This window comes from Psychrobacter sp. P11G5, assembly GCF_001593305.1.
Classification (GTDB): Bacteria; Pseudomonadota; Gammaproteobacteria; order Pseudomonadales; family Moraxellaceae; genus Psychrobacter.
Genome location: NZ_CP012533.1, coordinates 1020053 through 1044464 on the forward strand (window position 1 = coordinate 1020053; position 24412 = coordinate 1044464).

Annotated in this window: 19 protein-coding genes; 7 read left to right on the top strand and 12 right to left on the bottom strand. The window is 42.3% G+C overall.

The features are described 5' to 3' along the window. Nucleotides 1-136 precede the first annotated feature (136 nt). Together AK825_RS04355 and AK825_RS04360 are read left to right on the top strand one after the other, a co-directional pair. Nucleotides 137-1321: an acyl-CoA dehydrogenase gene (locus tag AK825_RS04355; protein WP_068034925.1), complete on the top strand. Its 1185-nt coding sequence runs from the start codon at nucleotides 137-139 to the stop codon at nucleotides 1319-1321. Nucleotides 1322-1512: 191 nt separating this feature from the next. After that, nucleotides 1513-2751 (top strand): CaiB/BaiF CoA-transferase family protein, encoded by a 1239-nt coding sequence (locus tag AK825_RS04360; RefSeq protein ID WP_068034926.1) that lies wholly within the window; start codon nucleotides 1513-1515, stop codon nucleotides 2749-2751. A gap of 113 nt (nucleotides 2752-2864) precedes the next feature. Here AK825_RS04360 and AK825_RS04365 read toward each other — a convergent pair whose 3' ends face one another. Continuing rightward, nucleotides 2865-3635: an IclR family transcriptional regulator gene (locus AK825_RS04365; RefSeq protein ID WP_068034927.1), complete on the bottom strand. Its 771-nt coding sequence runs from the start codon at nucleotides 3633-3635 to the stop codon at nucleotides 2865-2867. A gap of 255 nt (nucleotides 3636-3890) precedes the next feature. On the opposite strand from AK825_RS04365, the gene AK825_RS04370 reads away from it, so the two are divergent. From AK825_RS04370 to AK825_RS04380, 3 genes are all read left to right on the top strand, one after another. Next, nucleotides 3891-5366, top strand: coding sequence for an NAD-dependent succinate-semialdehyde dehydrogenase (locus tag AK825_RS04370; RefSeq protein ID WP_068034928.1), 1476 nt, complete (start codon nucleotides 3891-3893; stop codon nucleotides 5364-5366). A 149-nt stretch (nucleotides 5367-5515) separates the two neighbouring features. Further along, nucleotides 5516-6778 (top strand): 4-aminobutyrate--2-oxoglutarate transaminase, encoded by a 1263-nt coding sequence (gene gabT, locus AK825_RS04375; protein ID WP_068034929.1) that lies wholly within the window; start codon nucleotides 5516-5518, stop codon nucleotides 6776-6778. A 351-nt stretch (nucleotides 6779-7129) separates the two neighbouring features. Beyond that, nucleotides 7130-8572: an APC family permease gene (locus AK825_RS04380; protein ID WP_068034930.1), complete on the top strand. Its 1443-nt coding sequence runs from the start codon at nucleotides 7130-7132 to the stop codon at nucleotides 8570-8572. A gap of 82 nt (nucleotides 8573-8654) precedes the next feature. On the opposite strand, the gene AK825_RS04385 is transcribed toward AK825_RS04380, so the two are convergent. The 6 genes from AK825_RS04385 to AK825_RS04410 form a co-directional block, all read right to left on the bottom strand. Then, nucleotides 8655-10028, bottom strand: a complete 1374-nt coding sequence (locus AK825_RS04385) for an NAD-dependent succinate-semialdehyde dehydrogenase (protein ID WP_068034931.1) — start codon at nucleotides 10026-10028, stop codon at nucleotides 8655-8657. A gap of 128 nt (nucleotides 10029-10156) precedes the next feature. Next, on the bottom strand, nucleotides 10157-11260 hold the full coding sequence (gene aguA / locus AK825_RS04390; protein WP_068034932.1) for an agmatine deiminase: 1104 nt from the start codon (nucleotides 11258-11260) through the stop codon (nucleotides 10157-10159). 82 nt (nucleotides 11261-11342) lie between these two features. Next, nucleotides 11343-12215 (bottom strand): N-carbamoylputrescine amidase, encoded by an 873-nt coding sequence (aguB, locus tag AK825_RS04395; protein WP_203226516.1) that lies wholly within the window; start codon nucleotides 12213-12215, stop codon nucleotides 11343-11345. Between the two features lie 125 nt (nucleotides 12216-12340). Next, nucleotides 12341-13834 (bottom strand): Na+/H+ antiporter NhaC family protein, encoded by a 1494-nt coding sequence (locus AK825_RS04400; protein WP_068034934.1) that lies wholly within the window; start codon nucleotides 13832-13834, stop codon nucleotides 12341-12343. Nucleotides 13835-14030: 196 nt separating this feature from the next. After that, a complete protein-coding gene (locus AK825_RS04405) occupies nucleotides 14031-15389 on the bottom strand; it encodes an FAD-binding oxidoreductase (RefSeq protein WP_227514113.1) in 1359 nt (452 codons plus the stop codon). A 1-nt stretch (nucleotide 15390) separates the two neighbouring features. Further along, nucleotides 15391-16734, bottom strand: coding sequence for a glutamine synthetase family protein (locus AK825_RS04410; protein ID WP_068034935.1), 1344 nt, complete (start codon nucleotides 16732-16734; stop codon nucleotides 15391-15393). Between the two features lie 479 nt (nucleotides 16735-17213). Between AK825_RS04410 and AK825_RS04415 the strand changes: the two genes are divergently transcribed. Both AK825_RS04415 and AK825_RS04420 read left to right on the top strand, forming a co-directional pair. Beyond that, the gene (locus AK825_RS04415; protein ID WP_068034936.1) at nucleotides 17214-17954 is read left to right on the top strand and encodes a gamma-glutamyl-gamma-aminobutyrate hydrolase family protein; all 741 of its coding nucleotides are present in this window, start codon (nucleotides 17214-17216) and stop codon (nucleotides 17952-17954) included. Beyond that, nucleotides 17929-18642, top strand: a complete 714-nt coding sequence (locus tag AK825_RS04420) for a cupin domain-containing protein (RefSeq protein ID WP_068034937.1) — start codon at nucleotides 17929-17931, stop codon at nucleotides 18640-18642. Before AK825_RS04415 ends, AK825_RS04420 begins: the two co-directional genes overlap by 26 nt. 72 nt (nucleotides 18643-18714) lie before the next feature. Here AK825_RS04420 and AK825_RS04425 read toward each other — a convergent pair whose 3' ends face one another. The 5 genes from AK825_RS04425 to greA form a co-directional block, all read right to left on the bottom strand. Next, on the bottom strand, nucleotides 18715-20055 hold the full coding sequence (locus AK825_RS04425; protein ID WP_082785634.1) for a glycosyltransferase family 4 protein: 1341 nt from the start codon (nucleotides 20053-20055) through the stop codon (nucleotides 18715-18717). 149 nt (nucleotides 20056-20204) lie between these two features. After that, complete coding sequence (locus AK825_RS04430; protein WP_068034939.1) at nucleotides 20205-21077, bottom strand: TIGR03915 family putative DNA repair protein; 873 nt, start codon at nucleotides 21075-21077, stop codon at nucleotides 20205-20207. Nucleotides 21078-21167: 90 nt separating this feature from the next. Beyond that, entirely contained in the window at nucleotides 21168-22436 is a 1269-nt protein-coding gene (locus AK825_RS04435; RefSeq protein WP_068034940.1) for a putative DNA modification/repair radical SAM protein, read from the bottom strand. Between the two features lie 273 nt (nucleotides 22437-22709). Next, nucleotides 22710-23648 (bottom strand): hypothetical protein, encoded by a 939-nt coding sequence (locus AK825_RS04440; RefSeq protein ID WP_068034941.1) that lies wholly within the window; start codon nucleotides 23646-23648, stop codon nucleotides 22710-22712. Between the two features lie 281 nt (nucleotides 23649-23929). Beyond that, the gene (gene greA / locus AK825_RS04445; RefSeq protein ID WP_068034942.1) at nucleotides 23930-24406 is read right to left on the bottom strand and encodes a transcription elongation factor GreA; all 477 of its coding nucleotides are present in this window, start codon (nucleotides 24404-24406) and stop codon (nucleotides 23930-23932) included. Nucleotides 24407-24412: the final 6 nt, after the last annotated feature.

Sequence of the window (24412 nt, forward strand, 5' to 3'; positions counted from 1 at the left end):
AAGAATAAATTTTGCTTAAATGGTTTATATTATGAAACTAAGTTTCGCATAGCGGAACATGTAAGTCAATTACTAGTTGCATTAACCAAATCAATCATTATCGTCGGTCAGGATGACTGACACCAAGGAGATCCACATGGCAACATCTACTCGCCCAAGTTTTGATTGGGAAGATCCTTTTTTATTACGTGGTCAGTTAACCGATGAAGAGCGTATGGTCAATGACAGCTCACGTCAGTTTTTTCAAAAAGAGCTAATGCCTGGCATTATTGAAGCCAATCGCCATGAGAACTTTGATCGCAACATTATGCGCCAAATGGGCGAGATGGGCTTGCTTGGTGTGACGATCGAGGGTTACGGCTGTGCTGGCTTGTCAAGCGTGGCTTATGGTTTGATTGCCAAAGAAGTTGAAGCAGTAGATTCTGGTTATCGTTCAGCGATGAGTGTGCAGTCAAGTTTGGTTATGCATCCTATCCATGCCTACGGTACTGAAGAGCAAAGAGAGAAGTACCTACCTAAGCTTGCAACTGGCGAGTATGTCGGTTGCTTTGGTCTGACCGAGCCAGACTCAGGTTCAGATCCTGCGTCAATGTCGACTCGTGCGCGCGCTGTCGATGGCGGTTATGAGCTGACTGGTAATAAAATGTGGATTACTAACAGTCCTATCGCTGATGTGTTTGTCGTTTGGGCAAAAGATGATGCAGGCGACATTCGTGGCTTTATCTTAGATAAAGGTATGAAAGGCTTATCAGCACCGAAGATCGAAGGTAAGTTCTCACTTCGTGCTTCAGTCACTGGTGAAATCGTCATGGATAAAGTATTTGTCCCTGAAGCCAATGCTTTCCCAGATATCCGTGGTCTTAAAGGTCCGTTTGGCTGTTTAAACAAAGCCCGTTATGGTATCGCATGGGGTGCAATGGGCGCAGCTGAGTTTTGCTGGAAAGGCGCACGTCAGTACACGCTAGATCGTAAGCAGTTTGGACGTCCACTAGCAGCAACGCAGTTGGTACAGTTAAAGCTTGCTAATATGCAAACTGAGATTGCTCTTGGTTTACAAGCGGCACTACGTGTGGGTCGTTTGATGGACGAAGACAATGCAGCGCCTGAGATGATTTCACTAATTAAGCGTAATAACTGCGGCAAGGCATTAGATATCGCTCGTGTTTCTCGTGATATGCACGGTGGTAATGGTATCTCTGATGAGTTTCATATCATTCGCCATGTTATGAACTTAGAAGCGGTCAATACTTATGAGGGTACGCATGATATCCATGCCCTTATACTAGGTCGTTCGCAGACTGGCATTCAAGCGTTTTATTAATCTAAAGCATTCAATAGTTTTTGATTAAAGTACAACTCAGTATAGATTTTCAACGACTAACGTACGTTACTGTTTAGCCTTTAATATAGCGCTTAACATTAGCGTGCGTTTTTTTATAAGTTGAAATAATGGTATATGAGCAAGCTTAAAATAATAGATATCTCAATGTTTCTAAAAGGTAAGGGAATATCATGAGTACAACATTACAACCTTCTAATGCACAAGTCGATATCGATAATGCACCTCAGGCAGCATTACAGGGTATCAAGGTATTAGATTTATCGAGAGTATTGGCAGGTCCATCTTGTACGCAAGTTTTAGCAGATCTTGGGGCGGAAGTTATCAAGGTTGAACGTCCTGGCATCGGCGATGAAACTCGCCACTGGGCCCCGCCAAAATTCAGCGATGACACTTCTGCCTATTATGCGACTATTAACCGCAATAAAAAATCGCTCACCGTTGATATTACTAAACCTGCAGGACAAGTCATTATCAAGCAGTTAATCGCTGATAGCGATATCGTGGTGGAAAACTTTAAGGTTGGCGGTCTTAAGAAATATGGCTTGGACTACGATAGCTTGAAACAAGACAATCCGCGCCTGATTTATGCGTCATTGACAGGTTTTGGACAAACGGGACCAGATGCTAAGCGTCCAGGTTACGATTATATTATTCAGGGCTTATCAGGACTGATGAGTATCACTGGTCCTAGTGATGGTGAACCGCATAAGGTTGGCGTTGCTGTTGTCGATTTATTTGCAGGCTTGCAGCTCACGATTGGTATCCAAGCGGCACTATTAGCGCGTCAACATAACGGACTTGGGCAGCACGTTGATGTGGCGCTACTCGATAGTGCGCTGGCCATGTTAGCCAATGTCGGTATGAATCATTTAGCGTCAGGAACTGTACCGCCAAGACTGGGTAACCAGCATCCTAATATCGTGCCTTATCAAGTGTTTGCAGGTCAGAGTGAAGAGCATTTCATTTTAGCATGTGGTAATGACAGTCAATTTGCCAAACTTTGTGAAGTGCTAGGAGTCGATTGGCATACCGATATTCGTTTTATGACCAATCCTGCACGAGTTGCAGAGCGTAAATTGCTATGTGATGAGTTAGCTAAAAAGTTTGCCGAGCATCCGCGTGCGTATTGGTTGGAGGTTTTAGATCAGGTAGGTATTCCGTGCGGTGCTATTCATAATATCGCCGAAGCACTAGCGATGCCGCAAGCGCAAGCACGTGAGATGATTGTTGATTTCGCTGTGCAAGGCAGCCCTGTAAAAGCACTTGGTAGTCCTATTAAGCTTTCAGGGTCTCCCGTCACTTATCGTACACCACCACCAAAATTAAGCGAGCATACTGACAGCACGCTTGCAGATCTTGGTTATGATAGTGAGATGATAGCGAAGCTTAAAGCTGATGGAATTGTTTAGTCAAAATAGTAAACAGGAAGTTGCTGGATACTATTTTAAGGGTTCTGTTTTTGGGGCATTTTTAGTTTAAAAGCTTATAAACCAAGGCCTTTAGGTAAAAGCTGTTGGAAAAACTAGGCTGAATGCGAAGGTATAAAGCCTAAGCGCTGTTCAATTTGTTTAGCTAATTCAATAAGGACGGCACTAACTTCGGCACGCTTAGATTCATACTCTACCTGCAAAAAGCTGACCGCCATGCCAGCGACTGCAGTGCCAGATGCGTTGCGAATATAAGTACCCAAGCAATACATACCCTCGCGTAGTTGCCCATCATCCAATGAGATACGACTGCTATGAATAGCGGTCAGCTCGTCAGATAGACTAGCAAAATTATCTACACCATTTGGGGTTATTGGTTTAGGAAAGTCGCCTTCGTATAGTGTCTCGATGGTGTCCATAGATAAGGTTGAGAGCATAGCCTTGCCGGTCGCTGAAAATACCGCTGGTACGCGCACCCCAGCACGGAAGGTAAAACCGAGTGGGGCAGGCGCTTCATGACAGGCCAAGAATACGACTTCGCCTAAGTCTAGCTTGGATAGGGTGACAGTATGTTGTAGGAGCGCCGGATATTGTACGATTAGATCTTTAAATAACTGTATGACTCCCTGCTGCTGCTCATATTTGCCCGCCCAATACATTAAGTATGATCCTAGATGAAAGCGATTCTCAGTATCTTTATAAATGACATGCTTGGTCAGTAGACTTTGTAGAATATTATGAGTTGAGCTACGAGGAAGCTCTAGTTCTTTAGCGATATGTGCTGCTGTTAAAGGCTGAGAGCTGGCCGTAATCAAGTCTAAAATCTGGAAGGTTTTATCTAATGCAGGAACGGCGGTCGAGCTCATAAGTAACCTATAAAAGTAAGTAGAAGTAAAAGGATATAAAAATAAAGCTTTAAATAGTCAGGAAAATGATAATAGGGGTTGCAAAGTGTATCCTATCATTCTTATAATGATGTCTCATATATAGAATTTATGTTCAGTATATTGAACAACGTAACAGTTATCAATAATTATTTATAGATAGAAAGTCGTATCCAAACGATGCCTTTATTTATTATTACAAACACGCAATCAGCCTAATCGACAAGGAGTGTCAACATGTCACAACTGCCGCAGTCTACGCTAAAGCTATCAAACCCAGACCTACTCAAACAGCAGTGCTTCATTAAAGATGGCTGGCATATCGCTAGTGACGAAGCGACTCTTGATGTGAGCAATCCTTTTAGCGGAGACATTATTGGTACCGTGCCAAGCCTGACGACCGATGATGTCAACGATGCGGTTGCTGCTTCTCATGAAGCGCAAATCACTTGGGCGGCCAAAACCCCAAAAGAGCGTGCTGAGCTACTACAAAAGTGGGCCGACCTCATCGATGCCAATAAAGAAGATTTGGCTATCATTATGACCGCCGAGCAAGGCAAGCCTTTAAACGAATCACGCGGTGAAGTTGGCTATGCCAATAGCTTTATCCGCTGGTTTGCCGAAGAAGGCAAGCGTGTTTACGGCGATGTTATCCCTGCCAATCAATCACAACTGCGCCATGTCATCTTAAAACAGCCCGTTGGTGTCTGCGCGGCTATCACGCCTTGGAACTTTCCAGCGGCGATGATTACTCGTAAAGCAGCGCCTGCATTAGCGGCAGGCTGTACGATGATTATTAAACCTGCGACCGAAACCCCATTTTCTGCGTTAGCGCTTGGCGCTTTGGCGGAGCAAGCTGGTATTCCGGTAGGCGTTATCCAAGTGGTCACTGGTAAATCATCTGTCATCGGCGACATCCTAACCGGTGATGCTCGCATTCATAAGCTATCGTTCACAGGCTCTACCGAAGTCGGTCGTACTTTGATGGCTCAATGTGCGCCAACTATCAAAAAACTGTCATTAGAGCTAGGTGGTAATGCGCCCTTCATCGTCTTTGATGATGCCGATCTTGAAAAAGCCGCTGAAGGCTTGATTGCTTCTAAATATCGTAACGCTGGTCAAACCTGTGTTTGCGCCAACCGTGTCTATGTTCAAGACAGTATCAAAGATGCATTTTTAGATGTATTCGTCAAAAAAGTGGCTGAGTTGAAAGTGGGTAACGGCTTGGAAGAGGGCGTTGATATTGGCCCTCTGATTAACAAAAAAGCGTTAGAAAAAGTGCAAGCACTACTCAAAGATGCATTAGATAAAGGCGCGACGCTCATTGCTGGAGGCAGCACTAACAGCGCATCGGAGCTGACCTACAATCCAACGGTCATCACTGATCTTAGTAGTGATATGGATATTGCTCACGAAGAAATCTTTGGTCCTATCGCAACTATCTTTACCTTTAAAGATGAAGAAGACGTCATTCGTAAGGCCAACGACACTATCTACGGCTTGGCCGCTTACTTCTATAGTGGCGACTATGCACGCTCATGGCGTGTGACTGAAGGCCTTGAGTACGGCATCATCGGCCATAATACGGGTTTAATTTCTACCGAAGTCGCACCATTTGGTGGCGTCAAGCAATCTGGATTTGGTCGTGAAGGATCAAAATATGGCATCGAAGAATATGTTGTAACCAAATACTGGTGCTCTGATATTAGCTAATAGCCTAGCTAATTGGTTCAATATTTAGTTTTAAGCCTTCAGTTGATCAAATAAGTTGTTCGACTGAAGGTTAATTAGATAAATCACTACTCAATAACCGCCACTTAATAACTGGCACTTATGTTAAAAATAAAGAAAAGGACATTTCTATGACTACTACCAATCAATCATTGTTTGAGCGCCGTAAAACTGTTTTACCAACAGGGCTTGGGGTTGCGTTTCCTATTTTTGCAGAAAAAGCAAAGAACTCAGAAGTTTGGGACGTTGAAGGCAATCGTTATATCGACTTCGTTGGTGGTATTTCAGTATTGAATACTGGTCACAGCCATCCAAAAATCACTCAGCGTGTGCATGAGCAACTAGATAAGTTCACCCATACTGCGGCGCAAATGATCAACTACGAATGCTACGTGGATCTTGCTGAAAAACTTTGTGAAAAAGCCCCTATCAGCGGTGAGAAAAAAGCTTTCTTCTTAACCACTGGTGCTGAAGCGGTTGAAAACTGTATCAAGATTGCACGTGCTAAGACGCGTCGTCCAGGTGTGATTTCTTTCGTTGGCGGTTGGCATGGTCGCACCTTAATGTGCATGAGCCTAACGGGTAAAGTATTGCCATACAAAAAGAACTTTGGTCCTATGCCAGGTCCTGTGTTTCATGCGCTATTCCCTGCTGAAGAGCTAAATGTTACAGAAGCTCAAGCATTGCATAGCCTTGAGATGATCTTCCAAGCGGATATTGATCCTAGTGAAGTGGCTGCGATGATTATCGAGCCAGTACAAGGCGAGGGTGGCTTCCATCAAGTGACGCCTTCATTTGCTAAATCTTTACGCGACATCTGTGATGAGCACGGCATCGTCCTAATTTTTGATGAAGTACAGTGTGGTTTTGCTAGAACAGGTACTTTATTTGCAAGTGAGCAGTTAGGCGTTGAGCCTGATTTGATGACCAGTGCCAAGAGCTTGGCTGGTGGTTATCCTATCTCTGCGGTCATTGGTCGTGCTGATATTATGGATGCCCCGCAAGTAGGCGGCTTGGGTGGTACTTATGCTGGTAACCCACTTGCTTGTGTAGCAGCGTTAGCGGTTATGGAAGTGATTGAAGAAGAAAACTTACTTGAGCGTAGTGTGGAGATTGGCGACAAAATTGAAGCATTCTTAAAGGGCTTAAACCTTAGCAGTATTGGTCATATCCGCCATAAAGGCGCGATGCTAGCTTTTGAGCTAATCGACAGCGAAGGCAAGCCTGATACTGATGCAACGGCTAACCTAAAAACCAAATCTTTCGAGCAAGGATTATTATTAGCATCTTGTGGAATGCACGGCAACGCCATTCGTGTGATGGTACCGCTAACAGTTGAAGATGAAGTCCTACAAGAAGGTCTTGATATTATTAAGGGTATTCTAACTGCTTAATTTTTATTAAGTCTTAGCTATTTTACATTAGACAATATATTATGCGTTGTAGCACTATTAATTAGACTTATTAGTTTGATTAAAATTTAAGATGTCAATGTAGTAGTCAAGGTCTACCTCGACTTCGGAGCACTAGCTCTGAGTATAAGCTCTGCAACGGCGTCTTGTAAATCAAGACGCCGTTGCTGTTTTTGAGGTTTGAGAAACTTCAATAATCAAAAATGTTTGTTGGAGACGGTACTCAATAAGTACGTTGTTTGAATAGAATAATAGGTAGGTTTAACCTATAAATCAAAGTCAGCTTAACCCTAAAAAGGTTAACACGGATGACACACGGACAAGGAGTAAATTATGTCTGGATTAAAGAAATCGTTGGGGACGTTCGATATTATTGCCCTAGCATTTGGTGCTATGGTAGGTTGGGGCTGGGTCGTCTTAGCTGGTGGCTGGATTTTATCTGCGGGCACATGGGGCGCTATGCTAGCGTTCTTAATTGGCGGTATAGCAGTGATACTGATTGGCGTTACTTACGCTGAGCTGGCATCATCAATGCCGATTACAGGCGGTGAGCATACTTATACCCACCGAGCATTGGGGGTCAATGTCTCTTTTATTTGCTCGTGGAGTATTTTGTTTGGTTACTTCTCAGTAGTCGCATTTGAGGCAGTAGCCCTACCAACAGTCGTTGAATACTTTATACCCAATTATAACCAAGGTTACCTATGGACCATTGCCGGTTGGGAAGTTTATGCCACGTGGGTAGGCGTCGGTATGCTAGGGTCGGTCGTTGTAACTTGGCTTAATATTCGTGGTATGGAAGTCAGTGCTTGGTTCCAGAAGACAGCAGTATTAGGTATCTTGTTTGTTGGTACGCTGCTAATTATCGGTGCAATACTATACAATCCTGAGACTTCAAATGCAGTGCAATCGCCAGCCTTTATCGGTGGAGTCGGTGGCATGATGGCGGTTATCGTGATGGTACCGTTTATGTTTGTAGGCTTTGACGTTATTCCGCAAGCGGCAGAAGAGATTGATCTGACACGTCCTAATATTGGTAAGTTTTTGATTGTCTCTATCGTCGTTGCTGTGATGTGGTATGTGGGCATCGCATGGAGCGTTGGTACGACATTGCCACTTTTGCAAGCGGAAAACTCAACGCTTGCTACTGCTGATGCAATGACTAACGCATGGCAAGGCAAATGGGCAGGTATCTTACTAGTTATTGGCGGTGTACTCGGTATTCTATCTAGCTGGAATGCGTTCCTAATCGGTGGCAGTCGTCTACTATATGCCATGTCAAAAGCGCATATGTTGCCAGCATTCTTAGGTAAATTACATCCAAAATACAACACACCTGTTAATGCGATTTTACTGATTGGTGGTCTTGCAACGCTAGCGCCATTGTTCGGTCGCAAGATGCTGGTGTGGATCGTTGATGCAGGTGGTTTTGGTATTGTTATCGCTTATACCTGTGTTGCTATCTCGTTCTTAGTGCTACGCTACCGCGAGCCTGATATGGTACGCCCGTTTAGAGTACCAGCTGGAAAGCTGGTAGGCATAATCACAATTGTTTTATGTTTTGGCCTACTTATTCTATATATGCCAGGTATGCCTTCGGCGCTTATAGGTGTTGAGTGGTGGATCTTCCTTGGTTGGACAGTGTTAGGTATTGCATTGTATGGCTATGCATCAGTTAAATATCCAGGTCAAAGTGAAGCAATCATGTCAGAAGAATTACGTCAATTGAAGATTGTGAATCAGTTGTGGTTAAAAGACAATCCGCCCAAAAGATAATATTTTAGATAAAATATTATCTTCCAATAAAAAAGCCTAACATTGAATGTTAGGCTTTTTTTCTAAAAAATTAATTAATTAATTACGATTTATCACGAATTAACTTATAGTTTAAAAATTCAGTGATACCAAGGGTACCAAGCTCGCGACCAAAACCTGAGCGTTTGACGCCGCCGAATGGGGTATTGGCTTCAGAACCAGAAGGTGAGTTGATCGTAACCATACCGACTTCCAATTGCTCAGCGATCTCTGCTGCTAATGCTGAGTCTTGAGTCTGAATAGAAGCACCAAGACCAAATGGGACATCGTTGGCAATCTTGATAGCATGTGCAACATCACGCGCCTTGTAGATGACTGCGACAGGACCAAATAGCTCTTGGCTATAGACATCCATTGAATCATCAACGTCTGCAAGTACGGCAGGAGCAAACCAAGCACCGGGCTTGTCTTTGACAATGCCGCCTTCAACCAATACAGTTGCGCCCGCTTTAATAGCACCGTCTAATTGCTCTTGCAAATTCTCCGCTGCACTCTGTGATGACATCGGTCCAATAAACGTTTTCTGATCTAACGGATCAGACAAAGTCATTCCACGTACGGCATCGGTGAAGCCTTTTACAAACTGGTCGTACACGCTTTCGACGATGATTAAGCGTTTAGCAGCATTACAAGCTTGTCCCGTGTTACCAAAGCGACCTTCGATTGCACCTTTAACGGCTTGTTCAATATCAGCATCTGCTGCAACGATAAAGGCATCTGAGCCACCAAGCTCTAAAACGACCTTTTTAAGAGCGCCGCCCGCTATTTTGGCAACCGCTTGTCCTGCACGCTCAGAACCCGTCAACGATACACCTTGCACTCTGCTGTCTTCAATAATAGTCGCTGCTTGATCGTTGGTAGCAAAGATATTGTTATAAACGCCATCGGGTAAACCGGCGTCTTTTAGGATCTCAACGACGACTTCTGCGGTATTAGGACACTGCGGTGCATGTTTTAGGATAATGGTATTACCCGCTACCACGTTTGGTGCCACAAAGCGTGCTACCTGATAATGCGGGTAGTTCCATGGCATAATGCCAAATAATACGCCAACTGGTAGCTTTTCTACCGAGGCTGAGCCTTGATCTACATCAATGGTATTTGGTGCTAATAGCTGCTCAGCATTGTCCGCATAATAGCGATAAATTTCAGCAACTAGGCCAATTTCACCCTTTGCTTGGGCAACTGGCTTGCCCATTTCTGTAGCAACCCTATCTGCCAGCTCATCCTGACGATCAATATAGATGTCAGCGACTTTATTTAATATTGCACTACGTTCGCTAAGAGACGTTTTTTGCCAGTCTTGATAAGCCGTATCAGCTTGCTCAATAGCATTCTGAATATCTTGTTCGTTTGCAGTAGGGTAAGTGGCTTCAACTTCGCCAGTAGCTGGGTTGGTTACTTGATATTCGCTCATAAATATTCCTTAGGTTCAAAATCCATTTCTGGTTGTTATTTAAAAAGGTGCTTACTCTGTTAAATTAATTTAAATCTTAGAATAAAGTCTTAAACTAAACAGCCCTTAACAGGTTTGTTGTTAATTAATCACAATTTGGCTGCTGGTTGCTGCTGGGTAATACAATGTATATTACCGCCGCCAAAGACAATCTCTTTCGTCCGTACTCCCACTACCTGATGGCTAGGAAAGACTTTTTCAAGCTGCGCAATTGCTAAACTGTCATTAATATCATCATATTGCGGTACGATAATGGCATCATTACAGATTAAAAAATTGGCATACGAGGCGATGCATACATCACCTGTACGACGTGCTTTAGCATCATCAGACTGCTCAACGTCGTAATGTTCAGGCAAAGTTACGGGGTCTTTAGTACAACAAAGCTTATGAACTTTCAAACGTCTACCTTTAGCATCTGTCATAGCAGATAACTGCTGATATGCTTTTTGCGTAGCGTCAAAAAACGGATGACTAGGATCATCAGTGAATAAGCAAACCACTTCACCGGGGCGCGCAAAACAAGCGATATCATCAATATGCCCCGTTGTCTCATCAGGATCAATACCATCATCGATCCATAATACTTTTTGGACATTAAGATAAGCTTTAAGCTGGTCTTCAATTTGGCGCTCGGTAAGATGCGGATTACGCCCAGGACTGAGCAGACACATACGCGTAGTCAATACTGTGCCTTCACCATCGACATGAAACGCGCCACCTTCCATCACAAAACTTTCAGTACGGTAGCGTTTAATGTCTAAATAATCGCACAGGCGTGCAGCCAACTTATCATCGTCATCCCAAGGCGCATAGAGACCGTCATAGTCTCCGCCCCACGCATTGAAAGTCCAATCACAGCCGCGTAGCTCACCTGCATCATTGATTAAAAAGGTTGGAACGATGTCACGCGCCCATGCATCATTGCTCGGCATAGAGATGACTTCGATCTCATCAGGTAGGCTATCACGACATTGTTGATAGTCGTTAGGGTTGACTAAGACTGCGACCTCACAAAAGCGTCTGATAGCCATAGCTACCGCCGCGTAAGCTGCTTTGGCAGGTATCGCTTGCTGACGCCAGTTATCCGCTCGATAGGGCCATACCATCCATACTTTCTGTAATGGCTCAAATTCCGCTGGCATATAAAAGCCGTCATCGGACGGAGTTGAGTCTTGAATGAGTTCAGACATATGAGTCACCTTGTTAGCAGTATTATTTTAAGAAACGATTTTGTATGGCCTATATCAGTCACAGTTTGACATTATTTGCAGTTTAGCCATGGGTAAGCAAAGTGCCATACATAGATGGACGACGATCGCGGAAAACACCCCACTGATGACGCTCACTGGCAAGCTTATCCAAATCAAAGGTTGCGCTAATCACTTCAGTTTTATCTGCTGAGGCTTCTTCGATAATCTCACCTCTTCCATCAGTGATAAATGAGCTACCGTAGAACGCCATAACGCTATCAACGCCGTTCTGCGTTATCGTCTCGGAGCCGATACGATTAGACGCCACCACTGGCATTAGGTTGGCTGCTGCATGACCTTGCATACAACGCTGCCAATGGCCTTTTGAATTGATACCCAATGTTGGCTCATCACCAATCGCTGTCGGGTAAAATAATATCTCAGCACCCATAAGTGCCATACTACGCGCGCATTCAGGGAACCACTGATCCCAGCAGATACCTACACCAATCTTGGCATATTTGGTTTCCCAAACCTTGAATCCAGTATCGCCTGGGGTAAAATAAAACTTTTCGGCGTAAGGAATACCATCTGGTATGTGGGTTTTACGATAAGTGCCCAGTATTTCGCCATCGGCATCAATCACGGTGACACTATTAAAAAAAGTATTACCTGATTTTTCATAAAAGCTAATCGGTAGTACCACTGCTAGCTCTTTGGCCAAGTTTCTAAAGTGTTTGATAGCAGCGTTGTCTGCTACTGAGGTAGCAAGCTTAAAATAATCGAAGTCATGAACTTGGCAAAAGTAGGGGGTCTCAAACAACTCTTGTAGCAAGATAATATTGGCGCCAGCCTTGGCAGCTTTAGTGACTAAATCAGTAGCGATATCAATATTTTGTTGTTTATCCCAGCTACAAGCCATCTGAGTGGTAGCAACGGTTACAGTGCGCATAATCTAATTCCTTTTATAGGCGGATAAGTAATGTCGGACAAAAAGATGATGTTGGACAGTTAATAATGGGCAACTACCAATCAGTAATTGCCCATGGTTTAACGGTTAATAATAACGCTAATCAATACTTAAGCCATCATATAACCTAAGCCTAAGAAGGTTACGACGGACAATACTGCACCAAGCATCGCATAGGGGAACTGCGTAAAGGCATGCTGCATCGGTGAACAGCCAGCTCCTTGTGCTGCTAGTAATGATGAATCACTAAAGAAACAAGCATGGCTACCAAATGAAGAGGCAGATAATAATGCGCCGATCATCAATGGTGTACTAACACCTAATGCTAATGAGATTGGAAATACAATTGGCATTGCTAGAACGTATAGACCCCAGCTTGATGAAGTCGCGAATGTTAAGAAAGCCATGACAGCAAAAATAACTGCTGGGAAAATGATAATAGTCATATAAGGCGTGATGGATTCGATCACATACATGGTCATACCAAGCTCATCATTGATTGCTTTTAGGAAAAAGCCACCAATTACGGTTGAGAGTGGGTATAACATCACTTTAAAGCCTTTAAAGATAGCTTCAACTTGAGTCTCAAAGCTTAAGATACCCTGTACCCAGTATACAAGAACGGTTACAAAACAAGTGAGTAACGCGCCTCTTAATAGATCGATTTCAAAGTAAATAGTTGAAACGATCAATAGGATCATAGGGAAAGCAAAGTTAAGGATATTGGCTTTAAATGATAACTTACGTTTAGCTTTAACGTTTGAAACCAACTGTTCTTCTACAAATGCTTCAGGGACTGGGTTACCTGCCTTTGCACGTGCTTCTGCTCTTTTCATAGGGCCCCAGTCACCGAATATTCCCATTGCGACCAAGAATACAATAATAAGGGCAAACCAAGCATAGGCCATATAAGGGATAGCACTAATATAAAGTCCTAGACCAGCGCCATCTCCTGCGACGTTATTCTCTTCTAGCAAACCTGCAAAATAGACGGCCCAAGTAGAAATAGGAACAATCACACACATAGGTGCTGCGGTTGAGTCAACGATATAAGCAAGCTTTTCACGTGACACGCCATAAGTGTCAGTTAGTTTTTTGACAGACGTTGAGACTGCTAAACAGTTTAGATAGTCATCAATGAAAACCACAACGCCCAAAGCAAATGTAGCCAATAGTGACTGTCTACGCGACTTGATTATTTTTTGTAGCCATTCGCTAAAGCCGTCTAGACAACCGCTAATCTCGAGCAATTGAATAAGACCACCCATTAGGCCACAAACTAAAACAATCCAGATAATAGTCTCATTACCTAGAACCATAGAAATATTGTCAGCAAAAGGTGAGACCAAATTAAAGGGGTTGAGCATCACTAGACCAGCGACACAGCCCGCTATCATCGACTCAAATGGACGTCTAGAGATAATAGCAGTGACTAATACTAGTAGCGTTGGTAATAATGATAAAGCGCCCCATGATTCAGATGCATCACGAGTGGTTGAGAGCCAAACAAAAGCAAGATAAATGGCTATACCCACTACCAGTGTTAGAAAAACTCGCTTGTTATGATACTGTCCTTCAACAGCATCATTGAGCTTCATATTCATATTTACACTCCTTGTAAAACCTCATTGTTTTTGTAGAACAAAATTCGTTCTTTAATTAGTTCTTAATAGGAGTGGCGAATCGACTTCCTATCAAGCCCATCACAACACTCCATTGTTATGATGGTGTAATGTAACAACGATCCTCAAAATAAAGCTTTTAAAACTGGACTATTATCTATTAATAAACCTAGCCAGTCTACATTCCAGTACTATCTTTTAGGGCGTACCACCATGATCCCATCATAGAATAAGGAACCCTTAATGCACGGCCACCTGGGAAAGGTATCCACGGAATCTTGGTAAAAGTATCGAACTCTGTGGTCTTCCCATTAATAGCATCAGCTAGTATCTGTCCAAATAAATGTGATCCTGTTATACCATGACCACTATAGCCATGAGCAAAAAATACTCGATCATGTAGCTTACCTAGTTGTGGCACACGAGAAAAAGACAAGGCAAAATTACCACTCCATGCATAGTCTATTTTGACATCACGCAACTCTGGAAAGATTTTATTCATATTAGGTCTGATCTTGGCAGTGATGTCGGCTGGGTCTTGACCACCGTAAACAGTACCACCACCGAATAACATACGTTTGTCGGCAGAAAGACGGTAGTAATCAAGAATATAGCGTACATCTTCAACACAGACATCAGTTGGAAGTAGTTGGTCTGCTAGATCCCCTAGAGGTTCGGTGGCGATGATCTGAGTGGATACTGGCATCACACGGTCAGTCAGTTTTGGAATGACTTTATTTAAATAAGCATTGCCACAAATAACCGCTTGCTTACAAGTAACCGTGCCAAACTCGGTAATGATTTTGATAGAGTCATCAGCATACTCAATATCAACCATGAGCGTATTTTCATAAATGATACCGCCGCCTTGTTCAACAGCAACAGCTTCACCAAGCGCAAGATTTAACGGGTGAAAATGCCCACCCGAGTGATCAATGACTCCGCCTACATAAGCATCTGTTTTTATATGCTCTTGAATACCATGCTTGTCTAACATCTCTCGATCATGCATACCATGGCTTTCCCACAGTGCATGCGTTTCTTGTAAATCTTTTAATTGACCGTTATTTAAAGCGGCAAAGATATTTTTTTCTTTTAGGTCACAGTCAATATTGTAGTCGCTGATGAAACGGCGAATGATTTTGCCACCGCGAGTCACTAGCTGACCGACAAAGTCTGCATTCTGTTGACCATAAGACTTTTTAATCTTTTGTAGACTAGCGTTGAGTCCGTTGACAATCTGACCGCCATTACGTCCTGATGCGCCCCAGCCAATCTGTGCCCCTTCAAGAACGACGACCTCGTGATCAGTCTCAACAAGATGTAATGCTGTTGATAAGCCACTATAGCCGCCACCAACCACACAAATCTCAGTTTGAATGTCGTTTTTCAAAGCAGGTCTGTCGGGCTTAGGATTACGACTGGCAGCATAATAACTATCAGGGTATTGACCTTTGTCTGAATAATGCGGGATATTGCGCTTGTTATTAGACTGAAGGTTTTGATCCATAGGCGGAGTAGCATTGCTATTTGACATATTAGACATCCTGTAAATAGGTGAGGTATTCAAGGTTAGTGACTTGCTGAGCAAAGCGCTTGGCTTCTTGCTTTTTGACTGCGATTAACAGCTCAATCATCTCGCTTGGGAATAAAGAGTCAATTAAATCGCTGCTTTCAAACTTACGGATGGCTGAGAGCCAATCTAAAGGCAAGGTTTTAAGCTCAGCTTCGTTATAAGTAATGCTGTTAATTGGTTCTGGAGCTTCAAGCTTGTTTTCGATGCCATATAACATGCCTGCTAAAACTGCGCTACAGACTAGATATGGGTTAGCATCTGCACCAGATACACGGTGCTCAATGCGGCGTGCTCTAGAATCGCCACCAGGGATACGAACTGCCGCTGTACGATTCTCATAACCCCATGAAATGTTGTTTGGTGCCAGTGTACCAGGGGTAAAACGGCGATAAGAGTTAACATGTGGGGCAAATAATAAGGTGCAATCTGACATAGTCTTTAGCAGACCTGCGACCGCATGACGTAACATGTCTGAGCCTTCATCTGACCCATCATCAAACACATTATTGCCGTCTTTATCAAGCAAGCTACAGTGGACATGAAAGCCATTGCCCGACTGTAGACCAAAAGGTTTTGCCATAAAGGTGGCAGTTAACTTGCGACGTGCAGCGACAGCTTTAACAACTTGTTTGAACAAAATAGCATCATCAGCTGCTTTTAACGGATCGTCAACGTGTAATAAATTAATCTCAAACTGACCGCAACCGTTCTCAGCTAAAGCTGCATCAACGGGAATATCAAGTTTTTCGCATTGAGCATAGACTTCATCTAAAAATTCATCGAATTGTAGCAAGTCATTGATACTTAAAATTGAAGTTTTATTTAATCTCAAACCGCTTTTTGGACGGATAGGTGGTTTTGGAGTTTCACCTTCAATGTAGTCAACCAGATAAAACTCAAGTTCAGTTGCCATCACTGGCGTGAGTCCAAGCGCTTTGAATTTTTTACTGATGTAATCTAAAACGTGTCTAGCATCACCGTAATAAGGCTCATTGTCTTCGGTATATAGCCAAACGGGTAGCAAGGATGATGGTGCACTAGTGTTAAGAAGTGGATATGCTGCGCGGCCTGTAGGACGGGCAATGGCATCTATATCACCATTACATTGAGATGACTCGATGACATCAGCGCCCCAAATATCGACTCCTAAGATTGACAAAGGTAATCGTATCGCACCGTTTTCTGCTTTTTCCATCTGATTAAAAGGGATGCGCTTACCACGAAGTAAGCCATTAATATCACCTGCTGCAACATATACATATTCGGTGTTGTTTGCAGATTCGACCATTCCATTGGTTGTCGTCATGTCTATAATTCCTATTAATTTTGATGATTTCTTGGGTTGTTGTTACTACGTTTTTAATAGCTGTCATTTATAACCTTTTAGTAGAGGTTATAAATGGTTTTAAATAAAACAGTGGCTATAAGTGATGCAAAAGATAAGAGCTGATTTACTTGCTACGAGTCATTATCAACGTTAATTAATTTATTTTTTACAATAATATTAACTACTTAACGTTATTTCATAACCACATTTATCAATTTGTTTAATGTATAAAATGTGTCTTTTGTCTTACTGATGTCCTCCAATATATGACTGAAATTTATATATGTCAATTTTTATTTAAAACTATTGAAAAGTAATTTATTACATTCATATTTATTAATGGATATTAATAATGAAGTTTATAGTTTACATTTTAGGAGTGAATATGTTAAATTTTAGTCCATGAGAAGCTCATACTAGGCTTTTAGGTTTAGATGTCACATTCAGGGAAGACTAACATGCATACTTTCAGACCAATTATCGCTATTGTCTCTTGTCACAAAATGGTTGATGGTCAGCCAGCACAAGCGGTTTATCAAAAATATATCGATGCAGTAAACTTCTATGGCGGTAATCCCATATTGCTGCCAAACACTGCTGCTGATAGTGAAAATTTTGATGCACTGCTAGAAATTGCTGATGGCATATTATTAACTGGCAGCTATAGTAACGTCGCACCGACACGCTATGGAGCAACGCATATTGAAGAAAAGCAAGATTTGGGTCGTGACGATCTCAGTTTTAAGTTATTGGCATATGCTGATAAAACTGGCACGCCCTTATTAGCGGTTTGCCGAGGTTTACAAGAGATGAATGTCCATTTTGATGGAACGTTGCATCCGGATTGGCGTGACATAGATGGATTTTATGAGCCGCATTTAGAAGACAATACACAACCACTTGAAGTGCAGTATCAGCCAGTACATGACGTTATCATTCAGCCGAAGGGAAGGTTAGCGGCGTTTGGCAAAGAGTGGCATGTTAACTCGCTACACAAGCAAGCTATCAGTGAAGTAGGCGAGCGCTTATTTGTTGAAGCAATGGCCCCTGATGGGCTAGTAGAAGCTATAAGCTTAGTACAACATCCATTTATGATTGGTGTACAATGGCATCCTGAGTTAAATTATGCGCAAGATAACTTGTCCAAATTTCTATTCACGGAATTCATTCAATATGCCAGCAAAAAACTCTCTAGATAATATTACTGATACTGATACTGATACTGATACTGATACTGATACTGATACTGATACTGATACTGATACTGATACTGATATCGACGATGAATTGATACTTGACAAAGTGTCGGCAGTGCTCGAAACAGATGAACAACCAGAAGAAGATATTGGCAAAAAGATTAATCAGCTGCGCCTTGCTAAAAGTTACTCACAACGTAAACTAGCAAGGATGGCAGGACTGACCAATACTTCAATTAGTGCTATTGAACGCAATAAAGTTAGTCCAGCAGTCAATACATTAAAAGCAATATTAGAGGTGTTAGGTTCTGATCTCACCACCTTTTTTAGTGATGAATGGAAAGAGCCTAAGGCGAGAGTAGTGGTTACCCCTAAGGATTTGATTGAGCTCAGTGAATCTAATAGTAGAGTTTCACTCAAGCAGGTATATAACTGCAGCACAACAAAGAATCTAGGATTCCTGATTGAGACTTATCAACCGAATAGCTCTACTGAAGAGAAGATCGCTCATGAAGGAGAAGAGATTGGCACGGTCATCGAAGGCAAAATTCTTATCCGCATCGAAGAGACCACGTATTTGCTAAATCAGGGTGATAGCTATGTGATTGATACTATGAAGCCGCATACTTTTATCAATCCTAGCGATACTGTCACTCGTATCGTTAGTGCGCATACACCAACGACTTATTAAATTAGAATCTTAGTAAATCTTGTTTAGTAGTATGTTATAGAGTGATATGTCGATAAATTTCGCTGTCTATTTTTATCGATTATTATCAACTTCCTTCTTATTCGTGTTGTCTGTCTTTTTGATAACTACCTTAGAGTCGCCCATCGCTTTTGGCGACTTTTTTAATAGCTCAACCTTAGTACCTTCTGGCCTTTTGTGAATGGATTCGATAACAGGTTTGTTAATAGCTTTCAGATGCTTTTTAGATCTCTTTAATGAGTGAGCCTTCAATAGTGCTTGTTCTTCCGCTTGTAGCTCGTCATATAGACTTTGATAGACCTCAATCGTCTCTTTAATCATCTCACGCATGGTGAATTTATCTGTCATCTCAGGACGAGTGACGCTCTCTAGTTGACTTTTAACGACTTTGCACAGTGCTTGAGCACTGTATTTTTTGACCAATCCTTGCGGGTATAGAGGTTGCAAAATTTCACTAAATGCGGCTTGATCCCAACCTACTACTGGTGTGCCCAAATGAATCGCTTGTAGTGCATTAATACCAATAGATTCAGGCTCATTAGCAAGTGCCATCACGATATTTGCTGCTGATAACCACTCACGCATATCATTACGCTTACTGCCAACATAGGTGATGCGGTCCGCAAGCTCAAGAGCGTGAGTACGTTGCCGAAAATCCTCGTGTGCTACATCGCCATCTCTATGATCTTCGTCCATTATAATCGCGTGGATATTGGGAAATTGTTCCTGCAAATTTCCCAAAATATCAATCAGCCATTCTTGACCATACTCATTACCGATTACCGTTGGGAATACCAGCCACTTTTTATGTTCAAGCTCAGGGTATTCTGCAAAAGTCCGTCGTAACCAGTATACGGATGGGTTATGGCGATAGGGATAACGACGCGTATCAACACCGCGGTAAATGCGTTTGATTGCTTTAGAGTCGATATCTTCGCGTTGTAGTCCTTTTCTTAAATAATTCGTCACACTGTCTGATACCGTAATAATGGTATCGACATCGAGTAACGCTTGTGAGTATTTATTAATAGAATAAAAGCCATACATGGTTGAGACTAATTTTGGCCGACGTTTTACGCGTGCGCGACGTAAGGCTAAATGTAATATCCAAGCAGGCGTGCGTGAATGCACATGGATAATATCAGGATTGTATTGTTCAATAAGATGACGTAACGGTGCGACTTGTAATAAGGATAACCACGACTTTTTATACATATGTAGCTGATGGTATATATTGCCATCACGCTCTAAACGTTTGACCAAATCGTTATCATCATTAGCGCTAGAGATAATAATGGAGGTATGTCCATTTTTGACCAAGGCACGCCCAAGATGAAAAATACCGCGTTCGGATTCATCATGCTTTAAAGACGACAGTAAGCGCATAACTTTCATAATAGCGTTGGTCACCAGTTAAAATATCAAGCTGCTATTGTCAGTTAAAAGCGCTAAAAACTCAACCATGAAGGCTAATTAGAGGTTACAAATAATTTTGGCAGTTATCTTTTTATAATAAATGCAATTATAGAATGTTTGATCCAAAGTCAGCGCCGTTTTTGCAGGTGCTCAGCATTAGGCAATATTTGTTTTTCACTTAAATATTTCCAGTAGCGCTGCGGTAAATATTGCTTATGCAGACGCGGGTTTTTACGCTCTTTGATATTGACGTTGGTAAAGTAACCTTGCCAAAATTTCTGATAGCGCTGTTCATCCTCACTATGAATACTGGCAGGATTACGTAGTACGGCATCATCAAGGTCAGTAATAGTCTGCAAGGCTGCAGGGCGCGAAGGTGTACTTTGGCTCTTGTCATAATAAATACCATAACCACGGGCCAAATCATAAATCGCCCAGTGTTGGTCTTGATAGCGCTGACGAAAATGCTCACCAATCAATGGCAAAACATTAAAATCAGGCTCAACGCGGGCAAAGTAGATGTCATCATTTGTATGCTCAAAGCGCACAAAGGCTTCCATACGATGCTTCTCACGACCGACAGACTTTACCGTCTGTACCAGCTCCAGCACATCTAAATTACCCAAATCTTCCATAATATGGCGGCTAGGGTAGTCAATGGCGTACTTCACCACTTGAAATAAAGTAGTGCCTATGTTGTCTTTCTCAGACAAAAATCCCCATAAGATATTGCGCATACCTGAACGACCTAATAGCTTATTTAGTTTTATCAGTACGCGTTCGGCTTTATCTTCATCAATACTAACACTCGTCGCCTCAGCTATTAGTGAGGGTACGTAACAGTCCTGAGCGGTCAGTTGTAGCGAGTCGTCGTCTTGTAATCGGTTGGCATATACGTAAAATACGGCGCTTAGCCAACCCTCAAAACTTGGCTCATAAAGCACAATACTGGGCGTTAATTGACCGATAGCGTACGTTGTGTGTTGCGCAAGTTGCGACATCGTCTATCCTAAGATAACTCTAAAATGTTATAGATAATTTAAAGATGGTTTTTCTAAACATCTCATCTAAAACGTTGGTGTAAAAAGGTTTTAAAATAATGCCAACTGCCCACTGCGCTGATCTTTAAACTTGGTCTGCGTCTGTGCAAGTACATATTGACGGAAGTTGTCACGAGTTAGATGCGCCAGGTGCTCATTCTTGCCTGTCGTAGCGATAAAATATTTGGCACGGTTGACCGCAGCGCCCATTTTTTTTAAATGATATAAGGTTAATTGATTAAATTTACGCGCTTTCACTATCTTTTTAGCCGTCTTAGTACCGATACCGGGAATACGTACAATCATCTCGTAGCTCGCCGTTTGAATATTGACCGGAAAATGCTCACGATGACGAATGGCCCAAGCTAATTTTGGGTCACAGTCCAAATCCAAAAAGGGTGATTCAGGTTCAACAATTTCATGTGCGCCAAAACCATAAAAACGCATCAGCCAATCGGCTTGATATAGGCGGTTTTCACGTACCATCGGTACTGGTGTGCCAATCGCTGGCAGGCGACTATCGGATAGCATTGGTACGTAACCAGAATAGTAAACGCGCTTAAGGTCATACTGTTTATAAAAATGACTCGATAACTGGATCACCTGTAAGTCGGTTTCGTTACTAGCACCGACTATCATCTGGCTGGTTTGACCAGCAGGTACAAACTTAGGGGCTTTTTTATGAGTTTTACGGCTTTCACGAATAGTGATGATTTCTTCTTTTACCGTTTCCATCGGTGCTTTTAATTGCTCGTGCGACTTCTCTGGTGCGAGCAAAGCTAGACCAGACTTGGTGGGAATCTCGATATTAACGCTGAGACGGTCTGCATATAATCCAGCTTCTAACAGTAATTCTTTTGAAGCACCCGGAATGGTTTTTAAGTGAATATAACCGTTAAAGCGCTCACGGGTACGTAATATCTTAGCGACTTCTACCAAGCGCTCCATCGTATGGTCGCCACTTTTAAAGATACCTGAGCTAAGAAACAGCCCTTCGATATAATTACGACGATAAAACTGCATGGTTAGATCAACGACTTCCTCGACACTAAAAGCCGCGCGCGGGGTGTCATTGCTTTTGCGGGAGGTGCAGTACGCGCAATCATAGATACAGTGATTGGTCAGCAGAATTTTAAGCAAGCTGACACAGCGACCATCTTCGGTATAGCTGTGACAGATACCTGTTGCTGAGGCGTCACCGAGACCACCGCCTTGGTTTTTGCGAGTGCCAGCGGATGAGGAGCAAGAGACATCATACTTAGCGGCATCCGCTAAAATGTTGAGCTTACCTTGCAGTCGTTCATAATTGATGGTTGCCATAAGTGGTAGTTACCAATGAATTAATGAAAGACTATTTTATCAAATTTGTAATTAAGTCATTGTATTTATAGGATTATTTATAAAACAACACGACAGGTAGTGTCGTACTGCAAATAAATGATATTACTGGTAAAAACTGCTCAAATGATTGTATGAAAAATTAATTAAAAAATTTCACCAACTAAAAAAGGCCTTGCCAACTAGAAAACTAGCCCACAAGACCTTTTATCAATTTTAATATCTATTAAATAACAATACTCTAGAATCTAACTTTTATTGTACCTTGGCGCGTATAACCACGGTTTGTGGAGTATTAGCATCAAGATTGACCAAATTCCATTTTAGACCAGAATAGTTCTCTTTAATAACAACAGTGTTGCCAACTTGTTGAATGGTTTGATAGCTGTCACCGCCAGTAGTAGCGAGCGTCGGTAGTGGGCTATTTAGCGATACTAATTTGACGCCAGTTGGTAATGAAACCATGGCATTAATATCATTCACCGGTTGTGCAGTAGTATTAGTATAAGTGGTGTGATATTCAATGACATCACCGGGTGCAACATGATTAGCAGGCACCGCAAGCTCACGACCATCACTGTTTTTTAGAATTTTCATAATTTTGGTTTGCGCGCCAACGATATCAGGCGTACTAAAAGTCGGTTGTAATTGCAAGGTATCCAAAGATGTCGTTGCAGAGACTATTTGGCTGGTCATCGGTTGGCTGCTAATCACTTGGTTCGTTGCTGTTTGATTGATAACAGGCAGCGATACATTGGTAGCGACAGGCAGCACTTGGGCCACTGTATTTACAGGAGTGGTCAACACACCTGCTCGGGTAACTTGGTTGGTCACCGGTATGGTATTGAGGGGTATGGTATTAACTGGGACTGTAGTGATAGTTGTACTGCCCTGAGTAGTGCCTTGATGAATAGTATAACGTGGCACATTAGAGATTTGAGTGACTGCAAACGGTAGGCCGTCTTGCATCGTAATACTATTAGGCGTGGCAGTGATGGTAGCGGTTTTGCCATCAGAGTACTGCTCAACGACGGTAGTACTACCAGTCGTAGGCTGGCTAATCACAATTTCAGGAGCAGCATTTGCTGTAGAAGTAGCAAGAATACAACCAGTAAGAACACCAATAATAGCAGTGCTAATGCACACCGGTTGAGTTTTGTTAAGTATTTTTGGCATATTAAGATTGATGGTCATAACAGAGTCCTTTCAGATAATGATAAATGAAGCTAAGATAATTAAACACATAGATATAAAAAACCCTCGTGGGTTGACAATCTAAATCATGTCAACCCACGAGGGTAGGAACCTTAATGGAAACCAGCAATTCGACCGACACCATTTACAAGATACGTATTAATTTAAACCCAAACAATTATGCACTAAAAAAATTATATTAGAAAAGCACAATTGTGTAATTTATAAAATATTAAGTAGCTGTAAGAAGGTTCTATAGTCAGTAGCTATAAATATCTATACTAACCGTAGATGATTTTCATCACTTCATACTCAACCACACCTTTTGGTGTTTCAATACGGGCTTCATCACCTTCAAACTTACCGATGAGACCACGAGCGATAGGCGAGTTGACAGAGATTTTGCCTGCTTTAAAGTCAGCCTCGTCATCACCAACGATCTGGTAATGTTTTTCTTCTTCAGTTTCCATGTTTTCAATAACGACAGTAACGCCAAATACTACACGACCTTCTTGTTTTAAAGTCGCAGTATCAATCACTTGTGCTCCGCCAAGTTTTGCTTCGATATCACGAATACGTGCTTCACAAAACCCTTGCTGCTCACGGGCGGCATGGTATTCAGCGTTCTCTTTTAGGTCACCGTGTTCGCGAGCTTCAGCAATAGAAGCAGTGATGCGCGGACGGTCGATACTTTTTAACTGTTTTAATTCGGCTTCTAAAGCCGCATGTCCTTGCGGAGTCATGGGATAACGTTGCATGTTTTT

What these genes read in the sequence shown, in the direction of transcription:
- AK825_RS04355 (WP_068034925.1), top strand. Translation starts at nt 137, where the DNA reads ATGGCAACATCTACTCGCCCAAGTTTTGATTGGGAAGATCCTTTTTTA.
- AK825_RS04360 (WP_068034926.1), top strand. Translation starts at nt 1,513, where the DNA reads ATGAGTACAACATTACAACCTTCTAATGCACAAGTCGATATCGATAAT.
- AK825_RS04365 (WP_068034927.1), bottom strand. Translation starts at nt 3,635, where the DNA reads ATGAGCTCGACCGCCGTTCCTGCATTAGATAAAACCTTCCAGATTTTA.
- AK825_RS04370 (WP_068034928.1), top strand. Translation starts at nt 3,891, where the DNA reads ATGTCACAACTGCCGCAGTCTACGCTAAAGCTATCAAACCCAGACCTA.
- gabT (WP_068034929.1), top strand. Translation starts at nt 5,516, where the DNA reads ATGACTACTACCAATCAATCATTGTTTGAGCGCCGTAAAACTGTTTTA.
- AK825_RS04380 (WP_068034930.1), top strand. Translation starts at nt 7,130, where the DNA reads ATGTCTGGATTAAAGAAATCGTTGGGGACGTTCGATATTATTGCCCTA.
- AK825_RS04385 (WP_068034931.1), bottom strand. Translation starts at nt 10,028, where the DNA reads ATGAGCGAATATCAAGTAACCAACCCAGCTACTGGCGAAGTTGAAGCC.
- aguA (WP_068034932.1), bottom strand. Translation starts at nt 11,260, where the DNA reads ATGTCTGAACTCATTCAAGACTCAACTCCGTCCGATGACGGCTTTTAT.
- AK825_RS04400 (WP_068034934.1), bottom strand. Translation starts at nt 13,834, where the DNA reads ATGAATATGAAGCTCAATGATGCTGTTGAAGGACAGTATCATAACAAG.
- AK825_RS04405 (WP_227514113.1), bottom strand. Translation starts at nt 15,389, where the DNA reads ATGTCAAATAGCAATGCTACTCCGCCTATGGATCAAAACCTTCAGTCT.
- AK825_RS04410 (WP_068034935.1), bottom strand. Translation starts at nt 16,734, where the DNA reads ATGACGACAACCAATGGAATGGTCGAATCTGCAAACAACACCGAATAT.
- AK825_RS04415 (WP_068034936.1), top strand. Translation starts at nt 17,214, where the DNA reads ATGCATACTTTCAGACCAATTATCGCTATTGTCTCTTGTCACAAAATG.
- AK825_RS04420 (WP_068034937.1), top strand. Translation starts at nt 17,929, where the DNA reads ATGCCAGCAAAAAACTCTCTAGATAATATTACTGATACTGATACTGAT.
- AK825_RS04425 (WP_082785634.1), bottom strand. Translation starts at nt 20,055, where the DNA reads ATGAAAGTTATGCGCTTACTGTCGTCTTTAAAGCATGATGAATCCGAA.
- AK825_RS04430 (WP_068034939.1), bottom strand. Translation starts at nt 21,077, where the DNA reads ATGTCGCAACTTGCGCAACACACAACGTACGCTATCGGTCAATTAACG.
- AK825_RS04435 (WP_068034940.1), bottom strand. Translation starts at nt 22,436, where the DNA reads ATGGCAACCATCAATTATGAACGACTGCAAGGTAAGCTCAACATTTTA.
- AK825_RS04440 (WP_068034941.1), bottom strand. Translation starts at nt 23,648, where the DNA reads ATGACCATCAATCTTAATATGCCAAAAATACTTAACAAAACTCAACCG.
- greA (WP_068034942.1), bottom strand. Translation starts at nt 24,406, where the DNA reads ATGCAACGTTATCCCATGACTCCGCAAGGACATGCGGCTTTAGAAGCC.